The organism is Ensifer sp. ENS08 (assembly GCF_014852195.1).
GTDB classification, from domain to species: Bacteria; Pseudomonadota; Alphaproteobacteria; order Rhizobiales; family Rhizobiaceae; genus Ensifer; species Ensifer adhaerens.
This window is the reverse complement of record NZ_JACVBF010000008.1, coordinates 149,593-173,500: the sequence shown is the minus strand read 5'-3', so window position 1 is coordinate 173,500 and position 23,908 is coordinate 149,593. Positions and strand designations below refer to the sequence as shown.

Genomic DNA, 23,908 nt, shown 5'->3' with positions numbered 1-23,908 from the left:
CTCAGGCTTCGTCGGCAACTGGGTTGATGAGCGTGCCGATGCCTTGGGCCTCGACCTCGACGATGTCGCCAGGCTTCAGCCAGATTGGCGGATCGAAACGGGCACCGGCGCCAGTCGGCGTGCCGGTGACGATGACGTCGCCGGGCACCAGCGTCGTGAAGGTAGAGACGTAATTGATGATCTTGCGGAAGGAGAAGATCATCCGGCTGGTGCGGTCTTGCTGGCGAACCTCGCCGTTCACGCGGGTTTCCAGCTTGATGTCGGCAAGCTGGGCCTCGTCGGTGAATGGCACCAGCCAAGGACCGATCGAGCCGGTGCGGTCGAAGTTCTTGCCCTGGGTGACGTTGAACTTGGCATGGCGCACCCAGTCGCGGATCGTGCCTTCGTTTGAGAGCGAAAGCGAGGCGACGTGGTCGAGCGCCGTCGCCTCGGGGATACGACGACCGCCCTTGCCGATGACGATGACGATCTCGCCTTCATAATCGAGTTGTGCGCTTTCCGGCGGGCGGATCAGCGGCTGCCCGTGTCCGGTGAAGGAGCGCGGGAAACGGATGAACAGCGACGGGTTGGAGGGTGCCACCTGCCCGTCCTTGTATTCCTCATTGCGGTCCGGAAAATTGACGCCGACGCAAATGATCTTTTCCGGTGCCGGTATAGGGATCTCGTAGCGGATATCGTCGAGCGAAATGTCCGCCGGCAGTCCGGCCGCTTCGTCGGCAAGCCGGGTAAGGGCACCGGCTTCGATCACCGCGCGCAGCGTCGGAAAGGTCGATCCATATCGTGTGCTAAGGTCGATCAATCCATTGCCGGAAACGAGGCCGTAGCCCCGCCTGTTTCCGGCCGAAAAGGTGACGAAACGGGGAGGTGTCATCGGGAAGCCTTCGTTTTTTCGTGTTGTCCGTCGAGCGCGGCGGCGACCTCGACAATGACCTCGAACGCCGTCTCGGCATCCTCTTGCGTCATGTCGAACTGGCCCGCCTGGAAACGGATCGCCACGCGACCATCGACGCGCGTCTGGGTCAGGTAGATGCGGCCATCATCGTTGATCGCGTTGACCAAAGCGATGGTGTGGGCGTCCGGATCCCCTTCGCTCAGATGGCGGAACGAAAACAGTGACAGCATCGGTGCGGTCACGATCTCGAATTCCCGGTGCTCGGCCAGCCGCTCCGCCAGTTGCCGGGACCAGCGCACGTGGTTGCGGACCATCGTCTGCAGGCCTTCGAGACCATGGAAGCGCAGCAGGAACCAAAGTTTCAGAGCCCGGAAACGCCGGCCGAGCGGGATCGTCCATTCGGAATAGTTGATGATACCGTCGCGCCCGTGCGTCTTCAGATATTCCGGCTGGATCGCCAACGTCTTCACCAGATCATCGGGACTGCGGATGAAATGCGCCGAGCAGTCGAACTGCGCACCCAGCCACTTGTGCGGATTGAAGACGACGGAGTCAGCGTTTTCGACGCCGGCCCAGAGTTCGCGAAACTCCTCGCAGATCATCGCGGCACCGGCCCAGGCGGCATCGACATGGACATAGAGACCGTGCGCATGGGCGACCCGTATAACCTCGGCGATGTCGTCGCAGGCACCCGTGCTTGTCCCTCCGGTGCAGGCGATCACGCCCGCCGGCACGAGGCCTGCTGCCTTGTCGCGGAGGATCGCCGCTTCGAGCGCCTGGCAGTCCATCGCCCGCCGCGGCCCGTTCGCCGGGATGCGCACGAGGTTCTCCTCGCCGATCCCCGAGACCCAGATCGCCCGGTCGATCGAGGTGTGAACCTGATCGGAGGAATAGATGCGAAGCTGCTGCTGGCTGGCGAGGCCCTTCCTGTTGCCGTTCCACCCGAGCGCCTTCTCGCGCATGACAAGCACGGCCGAGAGTGTCGCCGAGGACGCCGAATCCTGGATCACACCAGAGAATCCTTCGGGCAGTCCGATCGCCTGGCGCAGCCAGTCGATCACCTTGGTTTCGAGCTCTGTCGCCGCCGGCGAGGTCTGCCAGAGCATGCACTGCGCCGCCATGGCGGTAACGAGATACTCGGCGACGACGGAGACGGGTGCCGCGTTGGCGGGGAAATAGGCGAAGAAACGCGGATGCTGCCAATGGGTCATGCCCGGCAGGATGATCTTCTCGAAATCCTCGAAGATCGCCTGCATGTCCTCGCCGGCCCGTGGCGGCTGCGCCGGGATCTGGGCGGCAATCGCCCCCGGTGCCGTCTGCGCCCGCACGGGGCGGTCACGCAGCGAGGCGCGATAGTCCGCACCCCATTTCGCCGCCTTCAGCGACCATTCGGTGAAACTCTTCTCGTCCATTTTCTACTCCCGTTCGATCCCAGGCCCTTAGCCGATCCACTCGCCAAACGTCACGGCGCGACGATCGGTTGGGCTTTCAGGATCGAGTCCCTCGCCTCGGCACCGGCAAAGGCGCTGCCTTCCTCGAACCAGGATTTCGGTGCCGGCGCGCCCCAGAGCGTCTGGCGCTGCGGGTCCTTCAGGTCCCACTTGATCGGTTCCAGATCCGGATCGACTGTCTGGTAGTCGGAGCAGTAGATCTCGATGCGGTGTCCATCAGGGTCGCGGACATAGAGGAAGAAGGCGTTGGAAATGCCGTGGCGGCCGGGGCCGCGTTCGATATTGGCGAGCCAACCGGAGGTCGACATCAGGTCGAGCAGGTCGATGATGTTGAGCGGCGTCGGCACCCAGAAGGCGGTGTGGTGCAGGCGCGGGCCGCGGCCGTTGGTAAAGGCGATGTCGTGCACGCCGCCCTTGCGATGGGTCCAGGCGGCCCAGAGACGTCCCGTCTCCTCGTCGGCCGTGTATTCCGTTACCCGGAAGCCGATCTCGTTGTAGAAGGCGACCGCTTCGTCGACATTGGGCGAGAAGCAGTTGAAGTGGTCGATGCGCAGCGGTTTGACGCCGCGGTAGAGCGCGTATTTCTGGTGGATTGGCGGCAGGCGGTCCATCTTCGAATAGAATTCGAGCGGGATGCCCTGCGGGTCACGGGTGCGAAAGGTGCGTGACTGGTAGGGGCGTTCGATCCACTCGACAGGCAATTCTTTCGCTTTGAAGAAATGCGCGGCCTTTTCGAGATCCTCGTCGCCAAAGACCTTGAAGCCGAGGTCGCGAGCCTCAGCGCTCGCCGCCTTCTTCAGAATGATGCAGTGGTGGCCGCGTTCCTCCATGGCCCTCAGATAGATCGTGTCCGCCGTCTCGTCGGTGACCTGCAGGCCCAGCACGTCGACATAGAAGGCGCGCGATTTGGCAAGATCGGTGACGGCGAGCTCCACATGGCTCAGCCGCACGATGTTGAAGGGCGGGTAGAGGTTCGGTTTCGGCAAGGGCATTGATGTCTCCTCCAGATTTTTTTGCCAGCGCGCTCAGCCGCCGAGCTTGGCGATCGCATGCGCCGAGCTGGCAAAGGCGATGTTCTTGGTTTCCATGTAAAAATCGAACGACCAGTCGCCGCCGTCGCGGCCAATGCCCGAGCTCTTGACGCCGCCGAACGGCGTCGGCAGGTGGCGCACATTCTCCGAGTTCACCCAGATCATCCCGGCCTCCAGATGATCGGTGAAGCGGAACGCGCGGGTGACGTCGGAGGTCCAGAGATAGCCGGTCAGGCCGTATTGCGTGTCGTTGGCAAGCGCCAGCGCCTCCGCCTCGTCCTTGAACGGGATCGCCGTCAGCACCGGCCCGAAGATTTCTTCCTGGGCAATGCGCATGCCGTTATTGGCGCCGGTAAAGAGCGTCGGGGTCACATAGCAGCCACCGCCCGGACCGTCGAATTTCTCGCCGCCGGCAGCAATGGTTGCACCCTCCTCGCGGCCGATTCGGATATAGTCGAGCACCTTCTTCTCATGCACGGGGTGAATGAGCGGGCCGACGACGGTCTCGGGGTCAAGCGGATGACCGACCTTGATGCGCTTGGCCTTCTCGGCGACGAGCGCGGTGAACCGGTCATAGATGCTGTCTTCGACCAAAAGGCGCGAGGACGAGGTGCAGCGTTCGCCGTTCAGCGAATAGATCATGAAGACGGCGGCGTCGGCCGCGCGTTCGAGATCGGCATCGGCAAAGACGATCACCGGGTTCTTGCCGCCGAGTTCGAAATGGACGCGCTTCAGTGTCTCGGCACCCTGCTTCATGATCATCGAGCCGGTGCGGCTTTCACCGACGAAGCCGATCGCCTTGATATCGGGGTGCTCGGTCAGCGCCCGGCCGGCGTCTTCGCCGAAACCGTTGACCAGGTTCCAGACACCTTTCGGCAGCCCGGCCTCCTCGGCGATCTCCACCAGCAGCCGTGCGGTCAGCGGCGAGAACTCCGCCGGCTTGTGGACGACCGTGCAGCCGGCGGCGAGCGCCGGGGCGATCTTCCAGGTCGACAGCATGAAGGGCGTGTTCCAGGGCGTGATGATGCCGACTGGGCCGATCGGCACGCGCGTCGTCATGTTGATCTGGTTGCCGCCGCGCAGCATCTTGCCGTCGCGTGCCTCCGGCGCCCGGTCGGCAAAGAAGCGGAAGTTTTCCGCACCGCGCAGCGCCGCCTTGGCCATGAACTTCAGCGATTGTCCGGTATCCACGCACTCGACGAAGGCGATCTCCTCGGAGCGCGCGACGATCGCATCGGCAATTTTATGCAGCAGCTTCTTGCGCGCATCGCCGGGCATGGACGCCCATTCGGCGAAGGTTGCTTTCGCGGCCTTGGCGGCGCGGTCGATGTCTGCAGCCCTGCCGCGCGCGATCTTTGCCAGCGGTTTCAGGTCGATGGGCGAGATGGTCTCGAAAGTCTCGCCATCAAGCGAGGGAAGGGCTTCACCGTTGATGTGGTTGAGCACGCCTTCGCGTCTGAAGCGGGCAAGATAGCGTTCCGCCTTGGCGAGGTTTTCGGCGAGCTTGGACATGATGGTCTCCGATGCTGGCGCAGACTTCGCCGCGCACTGCTGTGTTTTTGTGGGAGGGCCGCGCTCAGCCGTTGGAGGCGCGCAGCCTGGGGTGAATGGCGTTCTTCTTCCAGCTCAGCTCCGGATCGATCTCGCGGATCTCCAGGCTGAGGGCGAAATGCGGCGTCGAGAAGAGCGTCGAGAGTTCTTCGCTGACGGCCTTGAAAATCGCGTCGCCGGTCGCCTTCTTCTCCGCTTCCGTGCGGCCGCGGCCGATGCGGAAGGACAGGTCGATGAAGCCGTTTTCCGGCAGGAGGTCGGCGATCGCATAGTCGCGGCTCTGGATCGTGCGCACCCTGATGGCGCCAAGCTCGAAGAGGCCGGTGCCGAGGATGGTCGCGTGCACCGTGCGGCACAGCTTGGCAAAGTCGACGCGAGTGTCGAGGTTACCGGAATATTCGATTGTCAGATGCGGCATCTTTCCTCCCGATGCGCTCTCATATATTTAACACGTTAACGAAATTGCCGACAGTGTCAAGCAGCCCGTTTCCCGCAGCTGCGCCTGCCGATTGCAGAACGAAAGAAAATGTCCGATAGAACGCCTATGAGCCGCGAAAAGCCTCCCACCGACCTGGGCCACGACGCCCTTTTGCCGCACAACACGCGCCGTTCGCTGCCGATCGCGCTTCTGCGCGCACGCGAAGCCGTCATGGCGCATTTTCGACCGATGCTGGCGCGTCACGATATTACCGAGCAACAATGGCGGGTGATCCGCATTCTCGCCGAAGCCGGCCGGGTCGATGCGTCCGAGATGGCCGACAAGGCCTTCATCCTGGCGCCAAGCCTGACGCGCATCATCCGCTCGCTCGAGGAGCGCGGCCTGATCACCAAGCATAAGGACGCCGACGACGGCCGGCGCGTTCTGCTCGAGATCGCGCCCGAGGGCATGCGGGTGATCGCCGACGTCAGCCCGGAAAGCCGCGCGATCTACGAGGAGCTCGAAGCTCGCTACGGCCACGAGCGCGTCGAAGTCCTGCTCGATATGCTGGACGAACTCGCCAGTCTCAACGACTGAGTGCTTCGACGGCGCCTTGATCATCGAACCCCCAGTTCTTCCGCAAGCGCCAGCGTCTCGTCGGCATAACGCAGGACGCGGTCGCGCGCCGCGGGCAACTCCGGCCGCGAGGCAAACCAGCCGATATAGGTGAGGCTGCGAAGCACGAGGAACAGCGGCAGGCAGGAAAACGCTTCGTCCGGCAGGGCGCGGCGGCTTCGATAGCCTGAGATCAGCACAGCCTCGATCGTCTCATATGCCGGCTCGCGCCGGTTTTTCAGGAGTGCGGTCGCGATGTCGAAGAGGCGAAAGCCGTAGCCGGCATCGTCGAAATCGATGACGGTCACGCCGTTCTCGGCAACGAGCACGTTCTCCCGAACGAGATCGGCATGGATCAGCCCAAAATCCTGCGCCGGAGTCGGCATCGTTGCCAGGCGCTGCCGGAGACCATGGCGCAACGCCAAAAGCGCTCTTACCTGCGCCGAAGACAAGCCGTCGCAGTCCCAGAACCGTCCCCAGAGCGGCCGCTCGCCGAGCAGTCCTTCCGCATCCCAGGCGGGGCGCCAGAATCCCTCCGGCGACGTCCAGCGGTCGGCGAGATTGTGCATCTCGGCCATGGTGGCGCCGAGTGCCGAGAAGATCGCGCCGAGCTTTTCGGGTGTGTGGGACAGCGGCTTTCCGCTTTCGCCGAGCGTCTGTCCGTCCATCCAGCCGATGATATCGGCGTGCTGCGCGGCAAACGCTTCATCTTCCGGCAGGGCAACAAGCAGGCATCCGTCCGCCGTTGCGATCGGCCGCGGCACCGCGAGACCGCCATCGCCGAGTGCTGCCATCCATTGCAACTCCGAGCGAAGGGCCGCTTCGCCGTGATAGCCGGCGCGGTGCAGCCGCAGCGCCGCCGACCGACCATCGGCGAGGCATACGCGAAACACCGCGTTTTCCCGATACTTCAACAGTTCCGGCCGTTGGTCGGCGACGCCCCAATGGGCGAGCGCCTGACGGGCGCGCGCGTCGAGCGCGGCGCGAAATTGCGGAGGCAGGTCGGCGATCATCGTCGGCTCACAGACCCGAAAGCACGTCGTCGAGCATCGACAGCATGAGGTCGGCATTGTCGCGGGTGAACGGCATCGGCGGCCTGATCTTCGTCGTGCATTGGTGGATGCCAAGCTTGCCCATCAGCACGCCCCGCTCTCGCATGCCGTTGATCACCTTTGTCGCGAGATCGCTCGCCGGTGTTTTCTCGCTGCGATCGGTGACGAGTTCCGCACCGAAGAACAGGCCACTGCCCCTGATGTCGCCGATCACGTCATGTTTGTCCGCAAGCCGCGCGAGACCCGCCTTGGCATAGGCGCCCACGGTGGCGGCGTTCTCGATGAGCTTCTCACTTTCGATCACATCGAGCACCGCCATGGCGGCAGCGCAGGATACGGGGTTGCCGCCGAAGGTGTTGAAGTAACGAAACGCCTTGCGGAAGGCATTGAGTGTTTCGCTTCCCGCGACCACGCCGCCGATCGGGTGACCGTTGCCCATGGGCTTTCCAAGCGTGACGATATCCGCAAGGATGCCGGCTTTCTGGTGCCCCCACATGTGCCCGCCGGTGCGACCGAAGCCCGGTTGGACCTCATCGGCAATCACAAGGCCGCCCGCCTTTCGGACGGCGGCGACGGCGCCGTCGAGAAAGCCGGATGGCAATTCCGGAAAGCCTTCGTTGGCGAAGAAGGGGTCGATGATCAGCGCCGAGAAGCCGTGCGGGCTCTGCTCAAGCGAGGCGATCGCTTCTTCGACCTTGGCGGTGAAGGCCGCAGCGAATGCGTCACCCGGCTCGCCGCCGAGCGGTCGGTAGCTGTCGGGTGCTGGCACGTGGCGCACGTGGCCGCCGAAGCCGCCGACCGGCGGCATTCGGGTCGAAAGCTGCGACACGGCCGCGGTGTTGCCGTGATAGGTGTGGTCGGTGGCAATCACCCCGGTTTTGCCGGTCACGGCTTGAGCCATGCGCAGCGCCACGTCATTCGCCTCGCTGCCGGTGCAGGTGAGGATCGCCGCGTCGAGGCTCTTGTCGAAGGTCGCGGTCAGCCGCTCGACATAGTCGAGAATGCCTTCGTGCAGATAGCGGGTGTGGGTGTTGAGGGTTGAGGCCTGCCGGGCGATCGCCTCGGTCACCCGCGGATGGCAATGGCCGACATGCGGCACGTTGTTGTAGCAGTCGAGATAGCGGCGGCCATCGGCGTCGAAGAGCCAGACGCCTTCGCCGCGCACCAGATGGACCGGCTCCTCGTAGAACAGCGACATGTTGCGCCCGAGCAGCCGCTCGCGGCGCGCGATCAGATCCGCGTTGCCTGTCATGGTTTATCCCCGTGCGGCGGTGAGGCCGGCGTCCAGCGCCGTCAGAATACGGGCGACATCGCCGGCGGTGATGACGAGTGGCGGCGAGAGGATGACATTGGCGCCCGAGGTTCGCACCATGACGCCGGCGTCATAGGTCACGTCCTGGACCTTCTGCACCACATCCTTCGCCGCAGCGGTCTTCTTCTCGCGGTCCGAGACCAGTTCGAGCGCGCACATCAGACCCTTGCCACGCACGTCGCCGATCAGTTCGTGCCGCTCCTTCAGCGCTTCGAGACCGGCGATGAGTTCCTCGCCGCGGGCACCGGCATTCGCCGCCACGTTCTGCTTGCGCGTCTCCTTCAGCGTTGCGAGTGCTGCCGCAGCACCGACCGGATGGCCGGAGTAGGTGTAACCATGGCCGATCGATCCGGCAGCCGTCTTGTTGCTTTCGAAAGCCTCGGCCACCTTGTCGGCGATCATCACTGCGCCGAAGGGATAGTAGCCATTGGTGATCGCCTTCGCGGTCGACATGAAGTCTGGCTTCACGCCCCAGAGACGTGAGCCGGTCCAGGCGCCGGTGCGGCCGAAGGCGGTGATCACCTCGTCGGCAATCAGCAGAATGCCGTGGCGGTCGCAGATCTCGCGCATCAGCGGCATGAAGGTCTCGTGCGGCACGATCACGCCGCCGGCGCCAAGCACCGGCTCCATGATCAGCGCCGCGATGGTGTCGGCGCCCTGAAAGGCGATCTCGTCCTCGAAGAGTCGCGCGATCGACTTGGCGATGACAGCGCCGTCGGTCGTGTCGAACGGGTTGCGATAGGTATAGGGCGCCGGCAGATGATAGACGCCGGGCAGCAGCGGCTCGTAGTTGCGACGGAAATTGGCATTGCCGTTGACCGAGGCGCCGCCGAAATGGGTGCCGTGATAGCCCTTCTTCAAGGCGACGAACTTGGTGCGCTCCGGCTGGCCGTTGAGCTTGTGGTATTGGCGGGCGAGACGCAGGCAGGTCTCGACCGAATCCGAGCCCCCCGAGGTGAAGAACGAGCGCGTCAGCCCGTCCTCGCGGAACCATTCAGCGAGCTCGTAGGACAGCTCGATCAGCGGCGAATTGGTGGTGCCGCGAAAGGTCGAATAATAGGGCAGGTCGTCGAGCTGGCGGCGGATCGCCTCCTTCACCGGTTCACAGGAATAGCCGAGATTGACGTTCCAGAGACCGCCGACCGCGTCGAGCACCTTCTTGCCGTGAATGTCGACGATCTCGACGCTCTCGCCGGCATTGATGATGCGCGGCGGCGTCGCCTGCATCTCGGCCGGATGCGCCATCGGATGCCAGAGGTGGCGGGCGTTGTTCTCGATGAGGAAGTTGGTTTCGCGCATGCTCATGCTCCTGTCAGTTCGAGGCCGAGCATCTGAAGCGCTCTGGCATAGCTTTCTGCGGGGCGGGTGACGTCAAAATGGACGTGAGGCAGGCCGACGGCCCGCGCACCCTCGATGTTCTTCAACTGGTCATCCACGAAGACGCAGGCTTCGCGCGACAAACTGAGCTGGCTCAGCACCAGTTCGTAAGCGCGCGGATCGGGCTTCAGGATGTTGGTGTAGGTGGCGTCGACGATAATCTCGAAGAGCTCGATCAGCGGGAAACGCTCGCGGAACGCGACGCCATAGAAGAGGTCGAGTTCGTTGGAGAGGATGGCGAGCCGGACACCGGCCCTGTGAGCGGCAAGGATCGCGTCGCGTGCCTCGGGCCTGAGCACCAGCTCCGGTTCGGCCCCGCGCGCCCGCTGCACGAAGGTCTTCATGTCGCTCCAGTCTTCGTCGAGCAACTGTCCGACCTCGCGCGTGCGTGTCGTCCAGTAGTCCCGTTCGGTGATCTCGCGCCGCTGCATGGCGGCCCAGAGCGGGTCGGTCGCCGGATCGAAGGGGCCGCGCCACGTGAGCGTGCCCGGCGCAAGACCAAGTGCGCGCTCGGTGACATCGTGGGTCTCGAATAGCGTTCGGGTGACGACGCCGCCGAAGTCGAGGATCAATGCCTTGTCGGTCATGTTCTTCGTCATGGCCGACCCTCGGGCACGATGCCGCGCGACACCCAGTCGTCGAAGATCGCAAGTGCTGCTTTCGAGAATTCCGGGGCGTTGATGTGGCTGTCGACCTCATGCAGCGCGACGCCTGAAGGGATGAACCGGCGCATCTCGTCGATGAAGGCGCCGAGGGCTTCCGGCTCATGCAGCGGCTCCTCCGGTTGGTCCCATTCCTGGATGCCCCGAAGCGGCAGGATGAAGGCGACTTCGGCGCCGGTGCCGGCCAGTTTGCCGCCGATGACGCGAGCGATCTCGCGCCGCCCTTGGACTGACGTGGTGACCGAGCCGAGCAGCCGGTTGTGGGCGTGATAGGGGCGGTCGGCGAAGGCTTGCGGAACGGGCTGCCAGGCGGGCAGGTCGACCATGTCGACGGCGCCGGGCGCGACGATCTGGGGGATGCCGGCTCGCCCGGCATTTTCAAGCCGGTCCGGCCCTGAGGTGACGACCGTTCCGTGATGGTGGTTGCTGACCTCCTGGATGCAGAAGTCGAAGACGGCCGTGAAACCCTTCTCGGCCGCGATCGCCTCGAAAGCGCGCCCGCCCATGCCGGTCGAATGGAAGACGGCGACGTCGTAGCCGCGGCGCTCGAGTTCGGGTTTCAGGTATTTCATGTATTTGAGGCAGCTCGATCCCAGCGAGGTCATGCCGATCAGCGGCCGCGATCTATCCGGCTTTGTACCGAACCGCGCAGCACCGACGACCGCGCCGCAGGCCTGGGAGAGCACCGAGCGGCAGATGCCGTTGAGACCATAGAGCCCGCCAGCCCAGAGGATCATCATCAGATCAGGCGCGATGCGCTCGGGCGGCAAGAGGTGCGAATAGGCAATCGTCGAGACGATGAATTTCGGCACGCCGAGTGGTAGCGCCGCGGCGACGTCCAGCGCCAGGTCGGTGCCCATCGAGCCGCCGAGAATGATTACGCCATCGGCCTGGCCGGCCTCGTAGAGCGAACGGGTAAGGGCGGCGGCACCTGTTGCCATCAGCGCCATGGCGCTGTGTTCGTCGCCGCTGGATGCGATGGCCGCGATCGAGACGCCGGCCGCTTCGGCAATGTCGTGGCGCGAGTACTCAGGCTGATAGGGCGGGTCGCCGAGAATGCTGACATCCATCATCACAGGCAGTCCGCCGGCTTCGCGGATGACGGACGCCATGAACTGGAGTTCGTCGCATTTGGTGTCTCCCGTACCCACGACCAGGATATTGGGGAGACGGTTCATTGCATTCATCAGCCGGCCCTCCTTGCCAGCGGATCGGCAGCAACCTGCTCCAACCCGAAAAGTCTTTCGGAAATGCGTCTTGCCGCAGCCATAGCGGCGCGCCCCATCTGTTCCACCGTCTCCTTGTCGGCACGCGTTGCAGGTGCGGCGATAGCGATGGCGCCGACCGGCGTTGTGCCGGGCGCACGGATCGGGGCGGCGACGCTGACGACGCCGGTCTCAAGCCCGTGATGGCAGATCGAGTAGCCACGCCGGAGCGTCTCGCCGAGCGTCTGGCGGAGTGCGGCCGGATCCGTCAGCGTGTGGTCGGTGAAGGCCTGGAGCGGTGCCGACAGGGCCGCGTCGATCTCCTTCTGCGGGCAGAAGGAGAGAAAGCCGAGCCCGGATGCAGTCGCGTGGAAGGGCAGGATGCTGCCGACGTCGACGATGACACGATGCGCCCGCTGCGAGTCTTCCACATGAATGGTCGAGAGGCGGCCGGCGGCGTATTCGGAGAGGTGGACGGTCTCGCCCGCAAGGCTTGCGAGTTCCCGCGCAAAAGGGGTCGCCACGCTCAGATAGGGAAAGCGCGCCTCGCGGATACGGGCGAGCCGCACCGGTGCACCGCCGAGGCGATAACGGCGCGTTTCCACGTCCTGCTCGACGAAGCCGTGTTTTTCCAGTTCGACGAGGAAGCGCCTGGCCGTCGCCTTGTCGAGCCCGCAGTGGCGGGCGATGTCGCTCAACCCCGCCTCTTTCTCAAGGCGCGAGATCGCGTCGAGCAAAGTCAGGGCCTTACCGATGGTGCTCATACATTCCTCCGTTGTCGAGCGCCCCGTCAGTCCTCTCGCCTGTTCCCTCCTAAGGAGCGGTAGACCCGCTCTCCCGGTCGTTCTGGGTCGAGATACTTAACATGCGAAATAACTTGACAGGGCTAGATGCAATTTGCAAGTCTATATTTGAAGCTAGGGTTCAAATAATGAACCGAAAGACTTGCGCGGCAAAGACAAAAAGCAAGCCCCGCGCCTCAAGTCCGCTTCAGGGAGCAGCCGCCGGAGAGAAGGACCGGAGGCGAAAAGGCGTTCGCGCCAGCAAGGGGAGCCAAGACCATGACCAATTCGCCTGCGCCCGTGACCGGGGCGAACCAATTGCGCAAGAACGCCCTCGGCGTCGGCGCCGTCACCTTTCTCGTCGTTTCCGCCGCTGCACCGCTAACCGCGGTTGCCGGCGGCGTTCCATTGTCGATGATGCTCGGAAACGGTGCGGGCATTCCCGGCACCTTCCTGATCGTCACGGCGATCTTGCTTCTGTTCTCGGTCGGCTATGTCGCCATGGCGAGGCATATCCGCAATGCCGGCGCCTTCTATGCCTATACGGCACAGGGCCTCGGCGGGCTGATGGGCGGTGCCGCGGCGATGATCGCGATCCTTGCCTATAACGCGATGCAGATCGGCGTCTTCGGCCTCTTCGGCGCGGCAACGGCGGGGCTTTTCGCCGGCTTGGGGATCGATCTGCCCTGGTGGGTCTGGACCTTTATCGGCATCGCTGCAGTCGGCATTCTCGGCTATCGCCGCGTCGATCTCTCCGCCAAGGTGCTGACTGTCCTCGTCATCCTTGAATATCTGGTCGTGCTCGTCATCGACGTCGCGATCCTCGCCAAGGGCGGCGACGGTGGATTGACGACGGTTTCGTTCACGCCCTCGGCGATCCTCTCCGGTTCGCCGTCGATCGGCATTCTCTTCTGCTTCGCCGCCTTCATCGGTTTCGAAGCGACGACGATCTACAGCGAGGAAGCCCGCGATCCGGAGAAGACCGTGCCGCGTGCGACCTATATCTCGGTGCTGATCATCGGCATCTTCTACATGTTCACCTCGTGGCTGATGGTGAACGCCGCCGGCGCGGACAAGCTGGTGCCCGAACTGCAGGGCCTTGCCGATCCGACCACTTTTCTCTTCGGCCTCGCCGAACGCTATGCCGGCGGCTGGCTGCCGCCGTTGATGAACGTGCTCTTCGTCACGAGCCTCTTTGCCGGCGTGCTGGCGTTCCACAACGGTGTCGCCCGCTATCTCTACGTCGCCGGCCGCGAGCGCCTGCTGCCCGCCTCGATCGGCGTCACACATCCTGTCTACCACAGCCCGCATGTCGGTTCGCTGATCCAGACGGTTATTGCCGTGCTAATCGTCGCGCTCTTTGCGGCAACGGGCCAGGACCCGGTGCTGGCGCTGTTCTCCTGGCTGACCAACGTCGGCACGCTTGCGGTCATGACGCTGATGGCCTTTACCGCCTTTGCGATCGTCGCCTTCTTCAACCGCAATCCTGGGCTTGAAACGAACCCGCTGGTCACCAAGGTCATTCCCGTCGTCACCGGTCTGATCCTCGTTGCCGTCATCATCGCGATCGCGGCCAATTTCGGCGATCTCGCCGGCGCTACCGGCATGCTCGCGGTGTTCTTGCCGGGGCTCGTCGTGATCTTTGGGGTCATCGGGCTGTTCCTGGCGGCCTCGCTGAAATCGGGCAATCCGATTGAGTTCGCCCGCCTGGGTGCCGGCCAGGAGATCTGATCTCTCGGGAATATCGCTTTTGGGGATGGCGGCCCGCCGCCATCCCTGCAAACCAAACGGGACAGGACACGATGCAGGACAAGATCGATCAATTGCGCAACCTGCCCGTTGCGGCCCAAAAACTGTTCATCGGGGGGCGTTGGCAGGAGAGCCTCTCCGGTCAAAGCCTCGATGTCGTCTCGCCGATCGACGGCAGGCATCTGACGACGATCGCCGACGCGGCAGCCGGTGATGTCGATGCCGCGGTCCAGGCCGCCCGCGCCGCTTTCGAGAAGGGAAGCTGGTCGAAGGCTGCCCCGGCCCAGCGCAAAAAGGTTCTCACGCGCATTGCCGAGATCATCGAGGCGCAGGCACTCGAGCTGGCCGTTCTCGGCGTACGCGACAATGGCACGGAAATCTCTATGGCGCTGAAGGCCGAACCCGGCAGTGCCGCCGGCACCTTCCGCTACTATGCTGAGGCGCTCGACAAGGTCTATGGCGAGATCGCTCCGACGGCCGACAATATTCTCGGTCTCGTGCACCGCGAACCGATTGGCGTGGTCGCCGCGATCGTTCCCTGGAATTTTCCGCTGATGATCGGCGCCTGGAAGATCGCGCCGGCGCTTGCCGCCGGCAATTCCGTGGTGCTGAAACCGGCCGAGGGCGCCTCGCTCAGCCTGCTCAGGCTCGCTGAGATCTGCGCCGAGGCCGGTCTGCCAGAGGGTGTCTTGAATGTCGTCACTGGTCGCGGCGCGACCACGGGCGAGGCGATCGGCCTTCATGGCGATATCGATGTTCTCGCCTTTACCGGATCCGGCGGCGTCGGTCGTCGGCTGCTCGAATATTCCGCGCGCTCGAACCTGAAGCGCGTCTATCTCGAACTCGGCGGCAAGTCGCCGAACGTCGTCTTTGCCGACGCACCCGACCTCGACCAGGCCGCGCGCATTTCCGCCTATGGCATCTTCCGCAACTCCGGCCAGGTCTGCGTTGCCGGTTCGCGGCTGCTTGTCGAGCGCTCCATTCACGAAGCCTTCGCCGAGAAGGTGGCAGCGATCGCAGGATCCGTGAAGGTCGGCGACCCGCTGCGTCTTGCGACCGAGGCCGGTGCGATTTCGAGCGAGGTTCAACTCAAGAAGAACCTCGATTTCGTCAGAGAGGCCGAGGCTGAAGGTGCAAGGCTGCGCTCCGGCGGCAAGCGCATCCTCGAAGAAACCGGTGGCTCCTACATGCAGCCGACTGTCTTCGACGTTCAGCCGGATATGAAGCTGGCGAAGGAGGAGGTCTTCGGCCCCGTGCTTGCGGTCATACCGTTTGATGACGAGGTCGACGCACTCCGGATCGCCAACGCGACCGACTACGGTCTGGCGTCGGCCGTCTGGACTGCGAACCTGTCACGCGCGCACCGCATGGTGCGCGGCATCGGCGCCGGCGTGGTGCACGTCAATACCTATGGCGGCGCCGACAACACAGTGCCGCTCGGTGGCGTCAGGCAGTCCGGCAATGGTCACGACAAGTCGCTGCACGCGCTCGACAAATACATCGATCTGAAGACCGCCTGGATTCAGCTCTGACCCCCGGGACGACAAACCGTATCGGCGTTGGGCCGGGTAAGAAGGCTATTCCATCGTCGCCCGCAAGGCCCGGATGATCTCTTCGGCAAACATGGCGGCGGCCAGGCCGTGGCCGCGTCTTTCCCGCTGCACCAGCGAAAGCACGTTCTTTGCAAAAGTCCGGTCACGGATCTGCAGGTATGTCAGGACGCCGTTTCGCTGTTCCTCGGTAATGTCGAACTTGCTGAGGAAAGCGATGCCGTCGCCGGCCGCGGCCAGGAACTTCATCGCCTCGATGGAATTGGTGAGATAGCTCGGCTCGACTGTCAGCCCGGCCTCAGCGAAGGCGTCGGCGACGATGCCATGGATCTGCATCGACTTGTCGGCAAAGATCAGCGGGTAGGGCTGGCAATAGGCCAGCGGCAATGATTCCATGCCGGCGAGCGGGTGTTCAGGAGCAACGACCGCGCCGAGGCGGGTGTCCATCTTCCAGAGTGTCTCGATCTGCGGCGTCGGCGGGAGACTGAAGGCAAAGCCGAGGTCGGCCTCGCCACCGGCCACCGCCTGAACGATCTCGCGGGCGAACATTACCCGGATCGTGATCTTGAGGCGTGGATGGCGTGCGCCGAAGATCGCAGCCACCTTCGGCACGATGCCGCCGGCAAGGCCGTTCATTGTGGCGATGATCACCTCGCCGCTCTGCAGCGCCTTGATATCGCGAATTTCGGCTTCGACCTGGCTGTATTCCTTCATGGTCCGGCGCACATGCGCGACGAGGATTTCGCCGGCCGGCGTCAGCCTGAGGCCGCGCGGCAGCCGCTCGAACAGCGGCTCGCCGATATCCTCCTCAAGCTGCAACACATGCTTGTTGATGGCCGAGGCAGCGACGTTCAGCCGTTCGCTCGCCCCGCGGATCGAGCCTGAGCGCGCCACCTCGTCGATATAGCGCAGCACGCGTGAATGCAGCATGGTCTTCCCCAATTTAATCGTTCTCGAAAAGCGAACGGTACGAGCAGAAAATACTGCTTTTCGGAAGCGGTGCAATGACTTCTTATGGTTGGCGAGGGGCGCGCTGCCGGCACTGCACCCGCTGAATATGGCGGGTTATGGGCAGGCGCCGACGACTATGAAAGTGGAGGACTATTCGTGAACCAGACTGAAGCCGCGCATTACGAAAAGGTGCGCGCCATCTTCGATATCCTGAACGGCGAGCGGGAGGCGGATCTTCTTTTGAAGAACCTGAACATCCTCGATGTTCATGGAGAGACCGTCTACCAGGGGTCCATTCTCGTCTACGACAAGCGCATCGTTGCGCTCAACCCCGACGAGACCGTCTTGAAGGTCAAGCAAGTCTTCGACGGCAAGGGCCTCTATGCGATCCCCGGCCTGATCGACGCGCATATCCATTTCGAATCCCAGCTCGCGCACCCGACGGCGCTCGCCGAGGCGATGGTTCCCTGCGGCACGACGACGATCTATGCCGAGTGCCTGGATCTGCTCAGCGCCGCGGGCAAGGAAGGCATCGAAGCGGCCGAGAGCCTTTTCCGGGACTACGAGCAGCTGCCCTACCGGCTCTATGCCTTCGCACCGGGCAAGAAGACGGCGGCATCGGTGACGGAAGCCGTGCTCAAGATGGAACCGGTGATCGGCCTCGGGGAGTTCGAGCACTTCACCTACAGTTCCGGCAACGACGACGATTTCCGCAAGGCGGCCTGGGTCCGCGCCAAGGGCGGCTTTATGAACGGCCACTGGGGCGTCACGGCGCTCTCCGACATGATCCTCAACTATCTGCCGGCGATCGGCGTCTCCAACAATCACGACGTCTGGAACGAGAAGGATATCGAGAAGAGCATTCGCTACGGCTTCCCGACGCACATCAAGTTCGGGGTCGGCAGCAGCGAGGTGATCAAGGTGCTGTTGCGCGCGATCGTCGACCGCAAATGGCCGACCGACAATTTCATGCTCTGCACCGACAACATCTCGATCGAGCGACTGCTCACCATGGGCCACATGGACTGGATCATTTCGCTCTCAGCCGAAATGGGCATCAACCCGATCCACGCGATCAAGATGGCGACCTACAACACCGCGCGTTCTTTCCACATGGAAGACAAGATCGGTTCGCTGACGCCCGGCCGGTTCGCCGATATCGTCTTGACCGACAGCCTGTCGAAGATCAATCCGCTCTACGTGTTCAAGGATGGCGAACTGGTCGCAAAAGACCGCAAGCTGCTGAAGAATGCCGACATCGACTATTCCGGCATGTGCAAGGACGGCGTTTCCGGCCTCGCCGATCTCTCGCCGGAGCAACTGGACATCGTGCCCCTGGAAGTGTCGGAAGACGGCACGCAGGCCAAGGTCTATTTGTTCGATGTCTACGGCCGCGGCCACGCCAAATTCTACCAGGAAATCTGGGTTCCGCTGAAGGATGGCAAGGTCGTTGCCGAGCATGAGGGCAAGAAGATGAGCCGGCTGTCGGTCGTCCAGCGCTATGCCGACGGCAAACGCCATGTGGTGAACGGGCTTTTCAAGGGCGTTCATGTCGATCGTGGCGCAGTGGCGACCTTTTGGCCGGCGCCGAAGCCCTATTTCGTCGTCGTCGGTCAGGACAGCGCCGAGATGTGCCATTGCCTCAAGCGGGTCGATACCCATGCCGGCGCCTGCATCGTCACCGACGACAGGGTGGAAAAGGCCGTCATGCCGCTGGAGATCTACGGGGTCATGGCGAACATGAGCGTCGAGCAACTGACGGCCAGTGCCGCTGCGATCGATGCGGCGCTCGAAGCTCTTGGCAACCGCAACGAAGGCGAACCGGTGGTCAACAAGCTGCTCAGCCTGTTCATCTCGTTGCACCGGTTCCGCTTCATGGCCTAGAGCCATTCAGAAAAAGGAGACGGGCGTTTCGGCGTCCGTCTGCCTGGAAAGTGGCGTGCTTCCGCGACAATGGGCGGACATGCCGAAAGATTTAAAAGCGCATCGCTGAGGGGGCGATGGGCCGGCGGGGTAAGGAGCTCCGCCTCGTTTCGAGGGAGGAAACAATGGCACATAATGCGGCGGAAGCCGAAATCGTCGATACCGGCAGCCTGACGCGGCGCTGGATCATGTATGTCGTCGGCATCTATGTGCTGACCTTCGGTGTCAGCCTGGCGATCCGGGCCGGCATCGGCATTTCACCCCAGAGCAGCCTGACGCGGACCATGACGCTGGTCTATCCGCCCTTCAGCCAGGGCACCTACAACTTCATGCTCGAACTGATCATGCTGTTCCTGACCTATCTGGTCCTGCCCAAGGACTTCAAGCTCAAGAACTTCGCCTCGCTGATCCCGGCTTTCGTGCTGGCGGTTTTCCTGGACTTCAACCTGGGGATCACCGAGTTCATCAAGCTCGAGGCCTATCCGCTGCGGGTGGCGCTGCTGGTCTTTGCCGATGCGGCGCTCGCCTTCGGCCTGTTCCTGATGATCCGCGCCAATCTGGTGCTGATGCCGATCGACATGTTCGTCAACACCATCTTCAAGCGCACCGGCTGGAAGTGGGGCAACATCAAGACCGGCTTCGACTGCACGCTGCTGGTTCTGTCGGCCTGTATCGGTCTGCTCTTCCTCGCAGAGGTCAAGTTCATCCGCGAAGGCACGATCCTGAACGCCATTCTCGTCGGGCAGTACATCAAGCTCTACTTCTTCCTGTTCAGGAAGTTCCAGGGCAAGGCGACACCTTCGCCGAAGGGCCTGGAAGCGGCCGCGGAATAGCATCCCGCGCAAAGATGCGAGAAGGGGCGCCCAACCGGCGCCCCTTCATCATGTGTCGTGATCTCTGCTTACGGGCGAACAGGCTTATCCGAAAGCGAGTTCGAGGTTCTGCCGGTCCCGTGCCACCACCTGGCACTTGGTTTCGAAACCGTCGCCGGCGACCACCAGAACGAGTTCCGGTGGTATGCCGGCGGAATTCGAAACCGTAACCGCCGCGCCATCGGCGCCCAGCGACCGGATCGTGCAGTCGATCCGTGAATGCCTGTCGTCGAAGAGAATGGTTCCGGCCTTCAGCACGCGCTGGCGCGGACCGAGCGGATAGCCGGCTTCGAGACTGCTCCATTCGACGCAGCGGTTTCGTCCGCCGGCCTTGGCGAGATACATCGCCGCATCCGCCTGGGCGAGCAAGGTGGCGTTATCCCTGCTATTGGCCGAAAGGGCGGCGGTGCCGAAGCTCGCAGTCACCGCGAGCTGGCCGAATTCACCGTGGATCGTCTGAGCGGCGATCGCTGCCCGCAGTTTTTCCGCCGCCGTCAGCGCGCCTGTCGCGTCGACATGCGGCAGCATGACGGCAAATTCCTCTCCGCCGAGCCGCCCAAAGAGGTCGCTTGCTCGCAGATTGGACTGGCAGATGGAGGCAACGGCCTTCAAGACCTCGTCTCCCGCCGCATGCCCGTGTGTGTCGTTGACCCGCTTGAAATGGTCCACATCGAGGACGATGCAAGACAGGTCATGCTGGTGCCGCACCGCGAGCGAGATCAGCTTGTCCGCTTCCTCGCGGAAGGCGCGCCGCGTCAGCGTCCCGGTCAGTCCATCCGTCGCGGCCGAGCGGAGCAGATCGATCCGGTCCATCGCCACGCCCGCCAGCTCCATCAGGATCGCAAGATCCGTCTCAGTGAACTGACGTGGCGCGCGGTCGATCGCGCACACGGTCCCAACTGTATGCCCGTCCCACGTCTTCAGCGGGACGCCTGCGTAGAACCGGACATGTTCGGGGCCTGCCACGGCAGGGTGCTGCGAAAAGCGTGCATCCTTCGTGGCGTCGTGGACGACGAGAGGCTCCTCGGAGGCGACGACATATCGGCAGAAGGTCTCTTTACGCGGGACCTCGTCGGCCGAAAGGCCGGAGCAGGCCTTGTACCATTGGCGATGTGCATCGACCAAGGAGACGATGCCGATCTCTATGGAGAAGACCTGTTTGATCAGCCGTACGACCCGTTCAAGGCCTTCATCCCTTGGCGTGTCGAGGATATCGAGATGTCCAAGGGCGGCCAAGCGATCGAATTCCCTGCCTTTCGCGTCCGTCGTCGGACGTCCGGCTGGCCCAGCAACCACCATTCCGTTTTCCTTTCTCATTCCACGCCCGGCAATAGACGCGTTTTAGGGAAAAAACAAAAGGCGCTGAACAGCAACTGGATGTGGATTGCGCCGGCTCTGTGGCGAAAGATGCTGTGTTTGTACCGAACCAGCGACGCTGCGTCCGTGCTTAACCGCCGAAACTTCCGAGCTGCGTCGGCACGTGTACATAGTTGCGGTCGAAGTAGAGCAGCGCATTACCATCGCTGCGCGAGCGGATGCCGACGACCCGGCCGATGAGGATATGGTGCGTTCCCAAGAGCCGCGCCTCGGCCAGTTCGCAGTCGAGCGAAACGATCGCATCCTTGACGGCGAAGCTGCCCGATTGCATCTCGACCCAGTCGGTGGCGGCATAGCGCGCGGCCATGTCCTGCGTCGCGCCGGCGAAATGGCCGGCGAGATCCCGATGGTCGTGGCTGAGCACGTTGACGCAAAAGCGCCTGTTGTCGATGAACAGCCCGCATTGGGTGGAGTTCCGGTTCATGCAGACAAGCAGCGTCGGCGGCTCGTCGGTTACCGAGCACATGGCGGTGGCCGTGAACCCGCCGCGTCCGGCGGGTCCGTTGGTGGTGATGACGTTGACCGGCGCGCAGACCCGCGCCATCGCATTGCGAAACTCGGTCTTTGAAACGAGCGGTTCCATGGCAGGCCTCACTCGGCTGCGCTGCGAAGGGTGGCGTTGTCGTCGAGCGGCGGCAGCCAGGTATTGCCGGTCCAGCCGTTCTCGTCGTAGTCGGCCATGCACTGATCGACGAGCGCCTCCATCTCCTTCAGGCGCCCACCGCGCTCGGCGCCCTTCAACACCTGCAGCCGCACCTCTTCGGGTGCACCGGCATAGTTGAGTTCGTAAAGCGCGTGCCGCCCGCCAAACTCGGTGCCGGTCGCGTCCCAGAGCAGCTTCATGATCTTGATGCGCTCGATATGGCCCATGTCGTTGGAGCCGCGCACATATTGCGCCAGGTAACGATCGATCTCGGGATTGCCGAAATCGCGCGCCGAGGAGGGCAGGTAGATCAGGCCGGAGGCGACGACCCTGCGGATCGTCTCGACGACGCGCGGATAGGCCTCCGACATGAAGGTGCGGTAGGAAAGCGCAGCTTCGAGATTGGGCAGCACCGCGCCGTCGGCCCAGGGAATGGGGTTATGCGCCATGGCGTTGGAGAAGCTCCAGAACATGTGTCGAAGGGCAATGACCTCGCCGAGCGCCGCCTGGTTGCCGCGGAAGGCGTCGCCGCCGGTCGCCCTCAAAGCCTTGGCAAGCAGGCCGGCGAGGAAGTCGAGTTTCACCGCGAAGCGGGTGCAGCCCTGGAAGCAGTAGCCGTGCATGAAGCCGGAGGCCGGGTGGAAGGAGAGGATCTTGGCGGCGTCGCGCAGCACGAGAACATCCTCCCAGGGCACGAAGACATTGTCGAGCACCAGGATCGCGTCGTTCTCGTCGAAGCGCGACGACAGCGGATAGTCGAAGGGATGGCCGACCGTGTTGGCCGTCTGCTCGTAGGAGACCCGGCAGAACATCTTGATGCCCGGCGCGTTCATCGGAACGATGAACATGACGGAGAGCGAGGGATCCTCGGTCACCGTCGCCGAGCTCTGTGCGAGGAAATTGTAGTGCGTCAGCGCAGAGGAGGTTGCCACCACCTTGGCGCCGGAGACGTAGATGCCGGCATCCGTTTCCTTGGTGATGTGGACGAACACGTCCTTCACCGCATCCGCCGGCTTGTGGCGATCGATCGGCGGATTGACGATCGCATGGTTCATGAAGAGGGCGGCTTCCTGGGCGCGTCTGTGCCAGGCGAGCGCATTGTCCTTGAACGGCCCGTACCAGTTGGCATTGGCGCCCAGCGTGTTCATCAGCGCCGCCTTGTAGTCGGCGGTGCGGCCCATCCAGCCATAGGACATGCGTGCCCACTCGGCGATCGCGCCTTGCTGTGCCGCAAGATCGGAGGAGGAGCGGGCGACGCGGAAGTATTTGTGGGTGTAGCCGCCCGAGCCCGTGTCGGTCGGTGACGTCAGGATATCCTTCTTCGCCGGGTTGTGCAGCGCGTCATAGAGCCTTGCGAGCGACCGGGCGGAATTGCGCATGGCCGGATGGCTGGTGACGTCGTGGACGCGCTCGCCATTGATATAGACTTCGCGGCCGTCGCGCAGGCTTTCCAGATATTCGGCGCCGGTGAAGGGCCGCGCCCTGTCGGCGCGGAAATCCTCTGCTCTCATTTTCTCCTCCTTGAGTTTCGTCAAGGCTAGGCGTTGAAATCGTCAGCGGCCATGGACAGAATGGCAAAATGACTTGGACTTTTCCGGGTGGAGCATGAGCAGCAGCATTCCAAGTTTCTTCGTCTATGGCGAACCGGAGCAGAAGGTCGAGCCCGGGTTCTTCCATGTCGAGACGGTGATGGCGCGGCGGAACCTGCATCAGGGCCAGATCAAGGCGCACAAGCACGACCAGATGGGGCAGATCACCTACTGGCTGAGCGGCGGGGGAACTTACTTCATCGACGACAAGCCTTTGGACTTTTCCGCACCCGCCATCAGCTTCGTGCCGAGCGGCATCGTGCACGGGTTTTCGGTCGATCCAGAGACGAGCGACGCGATCGTCGTCTCGATTGCCGATGGTGCGCTGCTCTCCATCCGCGAGCAAACGACGCTGGCGCTATATACGCCCATTATGATCCGTGGCGACGGTGAAGACCGGCATTGGCGCCGTCTTGCGGAACTGCTCGATATCGTCGCTGATGAGTACGCCGGCGGTGCCACGGGCACGCAGCGGATGCTGGCATCTCTGGTCGCCGCCGTGCTGACCCAGATCGCTCGCCTGGCAGCCGCAGCACCGCCCACCGCCCAGCCGACACAGGCGATGCTGGCCACGGAACTGCGCCGGCTCATCGATCTGCGTTTCCGCGAGAACTGGAGCGTCGGGCACTACACCGATGCGCTCGCCACGACGCCGCACCTGCTTGCCAAGGCGAGCAGGGATGCCTTCGGCATGCAGGTGAAGGAACTGATCAACGAGCGGCGATTGCTTGAGGCCAAGCGCCTGCTGCTCTTTACGGTCCGGCCACTCGAAGACATTGCCTATGAGATCGGCTTTGCCGACGCCGCCTATTTCTCGCGCTTCTTCCGCCTGAGGGTCGGCGAAGCCCCGAGCGACTGGCGCCGTGCGCGGTTGAACTCGCCTGGAGCCGGCTAAGTCACCGGCTC

21 protein-coding genes are annotated in these 23,908 nt (G+C 63.3%); 6 read left to right on the top strand and 15 right to left on the bottom strand.

Annotated features, from left to right (window positions below):
- Position 1 precedes the first annotated feature (1 nt).
- The 5 genes from IB272_RS19300 to IB272_RS19280 form a co-directional block, all read right to left on the bottom strand.
- Positions 2 to 871 (bottom strand): fumarylacetoacetate hydrolase family protein, encoded by an 870-nt coding sequence (locus tag IB272_RS19300; protein ID WP_112771536.1) that lies wholly within the window; start codon positions 869 to 871, stop codon positions 2 to 4.
- A complete protein-coding gene (locus IB272_RS19295) occupies positions 868 to 2,304 on the bottom strand; it encodes a pyridoxal-dependent decarboxylase (protein WP_192444665.1) in 1,437 nt (478 codons plus the stop codon). Before IB272_RS19295 ends, IB272_RS19300 begins: the two co-directional genes overlap by 4 nt.
- A 50-nt stretch (positions 2,305 to 2,354) precedes the next feature.
- The gene (gene hpaD / locus IB272_RS19290) at positions 2,355 to 3,335 is read right to left on the bottom strand and encodes a 3,4-dihydroxyphenylacetate 2,3-dioxygenase (RefSeq protein WP_034787793.1); all 981 of its coding nucleotides are present in this window, start codon (positions 3,333 to 3,335) and stop codon (positions 2,355 to 2,357) included.
- 33 nt (positions 3,336 to 3,368) lie between these two features.
- On the bottom strand, positions 3,369 to 4,886 hold the full coding sequence (gene hpaE / locus IB272_RS19285; protein ID WP_112975285.1) for a 5-carboxymethyl-2-hydroxymuconate semialdehyde dehydrogenase: 1,518 nt from the start codon (positions 4,884 to 4,886) through the stop codon (positions 3,369 to 3,371).
- A 64-nt stretch (positions 4,887 to 4,950) separates the two neighbouring features.
- Complete coding sequence (locus IB272_RS19280; RefSeq protein ID WP_034787798.1) at positions 4,951 to 5,343, bottom strand: 5-carboxymethyl-2-hydroxymuconate Delta-isomerase; 393 nt, start codon at positions 5,341 to 5,343, stop codon at positions 4,951 to 4,953.
- A gap of 126 nt (positions 5,344 to 5,469) precedes the next feature.
- On the opposite strand from IB272_RS19280, the gene hpaR reads away from it, so the two are divergent.
- Entirely contained in the window at positions 5,470 to 5,940 is a 471-nt protein-coding gene (gene hpaR / locus IB272_RS19275) for a homoprotocatechuate degradation operon regulator HpaR (RefSeq protein WP_090296574.1), read from the top strand.
- Between the two features lie 20 nt (positions 5,941 to 5,960).
- Here hpaR and IB272_RS19270 read toward each other — a convergent pair whose 3' ends face one another.
- Genes IB272_RS19270 through IB272_RS19245 form a run of 6 tightly spaced genes read right to left on the bottom strand, consistent with a single transcriptional unit; the run spans position 5,961 to position 12,330 of the window.
- The gene (locus IB272_RS19270; protein WP_113079965.1) at positions 5,961 to 6,971 is read right to left on the bottom strand and encodes a phosphotransferase; all 1,011 of its coding nucleotides are present in this window, start codon (positions 6,969 to 6,971) and stop codon (positions 5,961 to 5,963) included.
- A 7-nt stretch (positions 6,972 to 6,978) separates the two neighbouring features.
- Positions 6,979 to 8,262 (bottom strand): aspartate aminotransferase family protein, encoded by a 1,284-nt coding sequence (locus IB272_RS19265; RefSeq protein WP_113079964.1) that lies wholly within the window; start codon positions 8,260 to 8,262, stop codon positions 6,979 to 6,981.
- 3 nt (positions 8,263 to 8,265) lie between these two features.
- A complete protein-coding gene (locus IB272_RS19260; protein ID WP_113079976.1) occupies positions 8,266 to 9,621 on the bottom strand; it encodes an aspartate aminotransferase family protein in 1,356 nt (451 codons plus the stop codon).
- Between the two features lie 2 nt (positions 9,622 to 9,623).
- The gene (locus tag IB272_RS19255; RefSeq protein WP_113079975.1) at positions 9,624 to 10,286 is read right to left on the bottom strand and encodes an HAD-IA family hydrolase; all 663 of its coding nucleotides are present in this window, start codon (positions 10,284 to 10,286) and stop codon (positions 9,624 to 9,626) included.
- A gap of 8 nt (positions 10,287 to 10,294) precedes the next feature.
- A complete protein-coding gene (locus IB272_RS19250) occupies positions 10,295 to 11,548 on the bottom strand; it encodes a Tm-1-like ATP-binding domain-containing protein (protein WP_113079963.1) in 1,254 nt (417 codons plus the stop codon).
- A complete protein-coding gene (locus IB272_RS19245) occupies positions 11,548 to 12,330 on the bottom strand; it encodes an IclR family transcriptional regulator (protein ID WP_034787810.1) in 783 nt (260 codons plus the stop codon). The genes IB272_RS19250 and IB272_RS19245 overlap by 1 nt, the downstream gene beginning before the upstream one ends.
- Before the next feature lie 297 nt (positions 12,331 to 12,627).
- Between IB272_RS19245 and IB272_RS19240 the strand changes: the two genes are divergently transcribed.
- Together IB272_RS19240 and IB272_RS19235 are read left to right on the top strand one after the other, a co-directional pair.
- Positions 12,628 to 14,079, top strand: coding sequence for an APC family permease (locus IB272_RS19240; RefSeq protein ID WP_060582288.1), 1,452 nt, complete (start codon positions 12,628 to 12,630; stop codon positions 14,077 to 14,079).
- Between the two features lie 71 nt (positions 14,080 to 14,150).
- Positions 14,151 to 15,629, top strand: a complete 1,479-nt coding sequence (locus tag IB272_RS19235) for an aldehyde dehydrogenase (RefSeq protein ID WP_192444663.1) — start codon at positions 14,151 to 14,153, stop codon at positions 15,627 to 15,629.
- 45 nt (positions 15,630 to 15,674) lie between these two features.
- On the opposite strand, the gene IB272_RS19230 is transcribed toward IB272_RS19235, so the two are convergent.
- Positions 15,675 to 16,577 (bottom strand): LysR family transcriptional regulator, encoded by a 903-nt coding sequence (locus IB272_RS19230; protein ID WP_060582286.1) that lies wholly within the window; start codon positions 16,575 to 16,577, stop codon positions 15,675 to 15,677.
- A gap of 177 nt (positions 16,578 to 16,754) precedes the next feature.
- On the opposite strand from IB272_RS19230, the gene IB272_RS35595 reads away from it, so the two are divergent.
- Positions 16,755 to 18,482 carry an amidohydrolase family protein gene (locus IB272_RS35595; RefSeq protein ID WP_210333188.1) on the top strand — a complete coding sequence of 576 codons (1,728 nt, stop codon included), beginning with the start codon at positions 16,755 to 16,757 and terminating at the stop codon, positions 18,480 to 18,482.
- Between the two features lie 164 nt (positions 18,483 to 18,646).
- Entirely contained in the window at positions 18,647 to 19,354 is a 708-nt protein-coding gene (locus IB272_RS19220; protein WP_034787819.1) for a DUF6198 family protein, read from the top strand.
- An 84-nt stretch (positions 19,355 to 19,438) separates the two neighbouring features.
- On the opposite strand, the gene IB272_RS19215 is transcribed toward IB272_RS19220, so the two are convergent.
- The 3 genes from IB272_RS19215 to IB272_RS19205 all read right to left on the bottom strand — a co-directional run bounded on the left by IB272_RS19215 (position 19,439) and on the right by IB272_RS19205 (position 22,924).
- Positions 19,439 to 20,692 (bottom strand): sensor domain-containing diguanylate cyclase, encoded by a 1,254-nt coding sequence (locus tag IB272_RS19215; protein ID WP_090426072.1) that lies wholly within the window; start codon positions 20,690 to 20,692, stop codon positions 19,439 to 19,441.
- 148 nt (positions 20,693 to 20,840) lie between these two features.
- Complete coding sequence (locus IB272_RS19210) at positions 20,841 to 21,353, bottom strand: flavin reductase (RefSeq protein ID WP_034787824.1); 513 nt, start codon at positions 21,351 to 21,353, stop codon at positions 20,841 to 20,843.
- Between the two features lie 8 nt (positions 21,354 to 21,361).
- Positions 21,362 to 22,924 carry a 4-hydroxyphenylacetate 3-hydroxylase N-terminal domain-containing protein gene (locus IB272_RS19205; RefSeq protein WP_112975305.1) on the bottom strand — a complete coding sequence of 521 codons (1,563 nt, stop codon included), beginning with the start codon at positions 22,922 to 22,924 and terminating at the stop codon, positions 21,362 to 21,364.
- 94 nt (positions 22,925 to 23,018) lie between these two features.
- Between IB272_RS19205 and IB272_RS19200 the strand changes: the two genes are divergently transcribed.
- The gene (locus IB272_RS19200) at positions 23,019 to 23,897 is read left to right on the top strand and encodes a helix-turn-helix domain-containing protein (RefSeq protein WP_112975291.1); all 879 of its coding nucleotides are present in this window, start codon (positions 23,019 to 23,021) and stop codon (positions 23,895 to 23,897) included.
- Positions 23,898 to 23,908 lie beyond the last annotated feature (11 nt).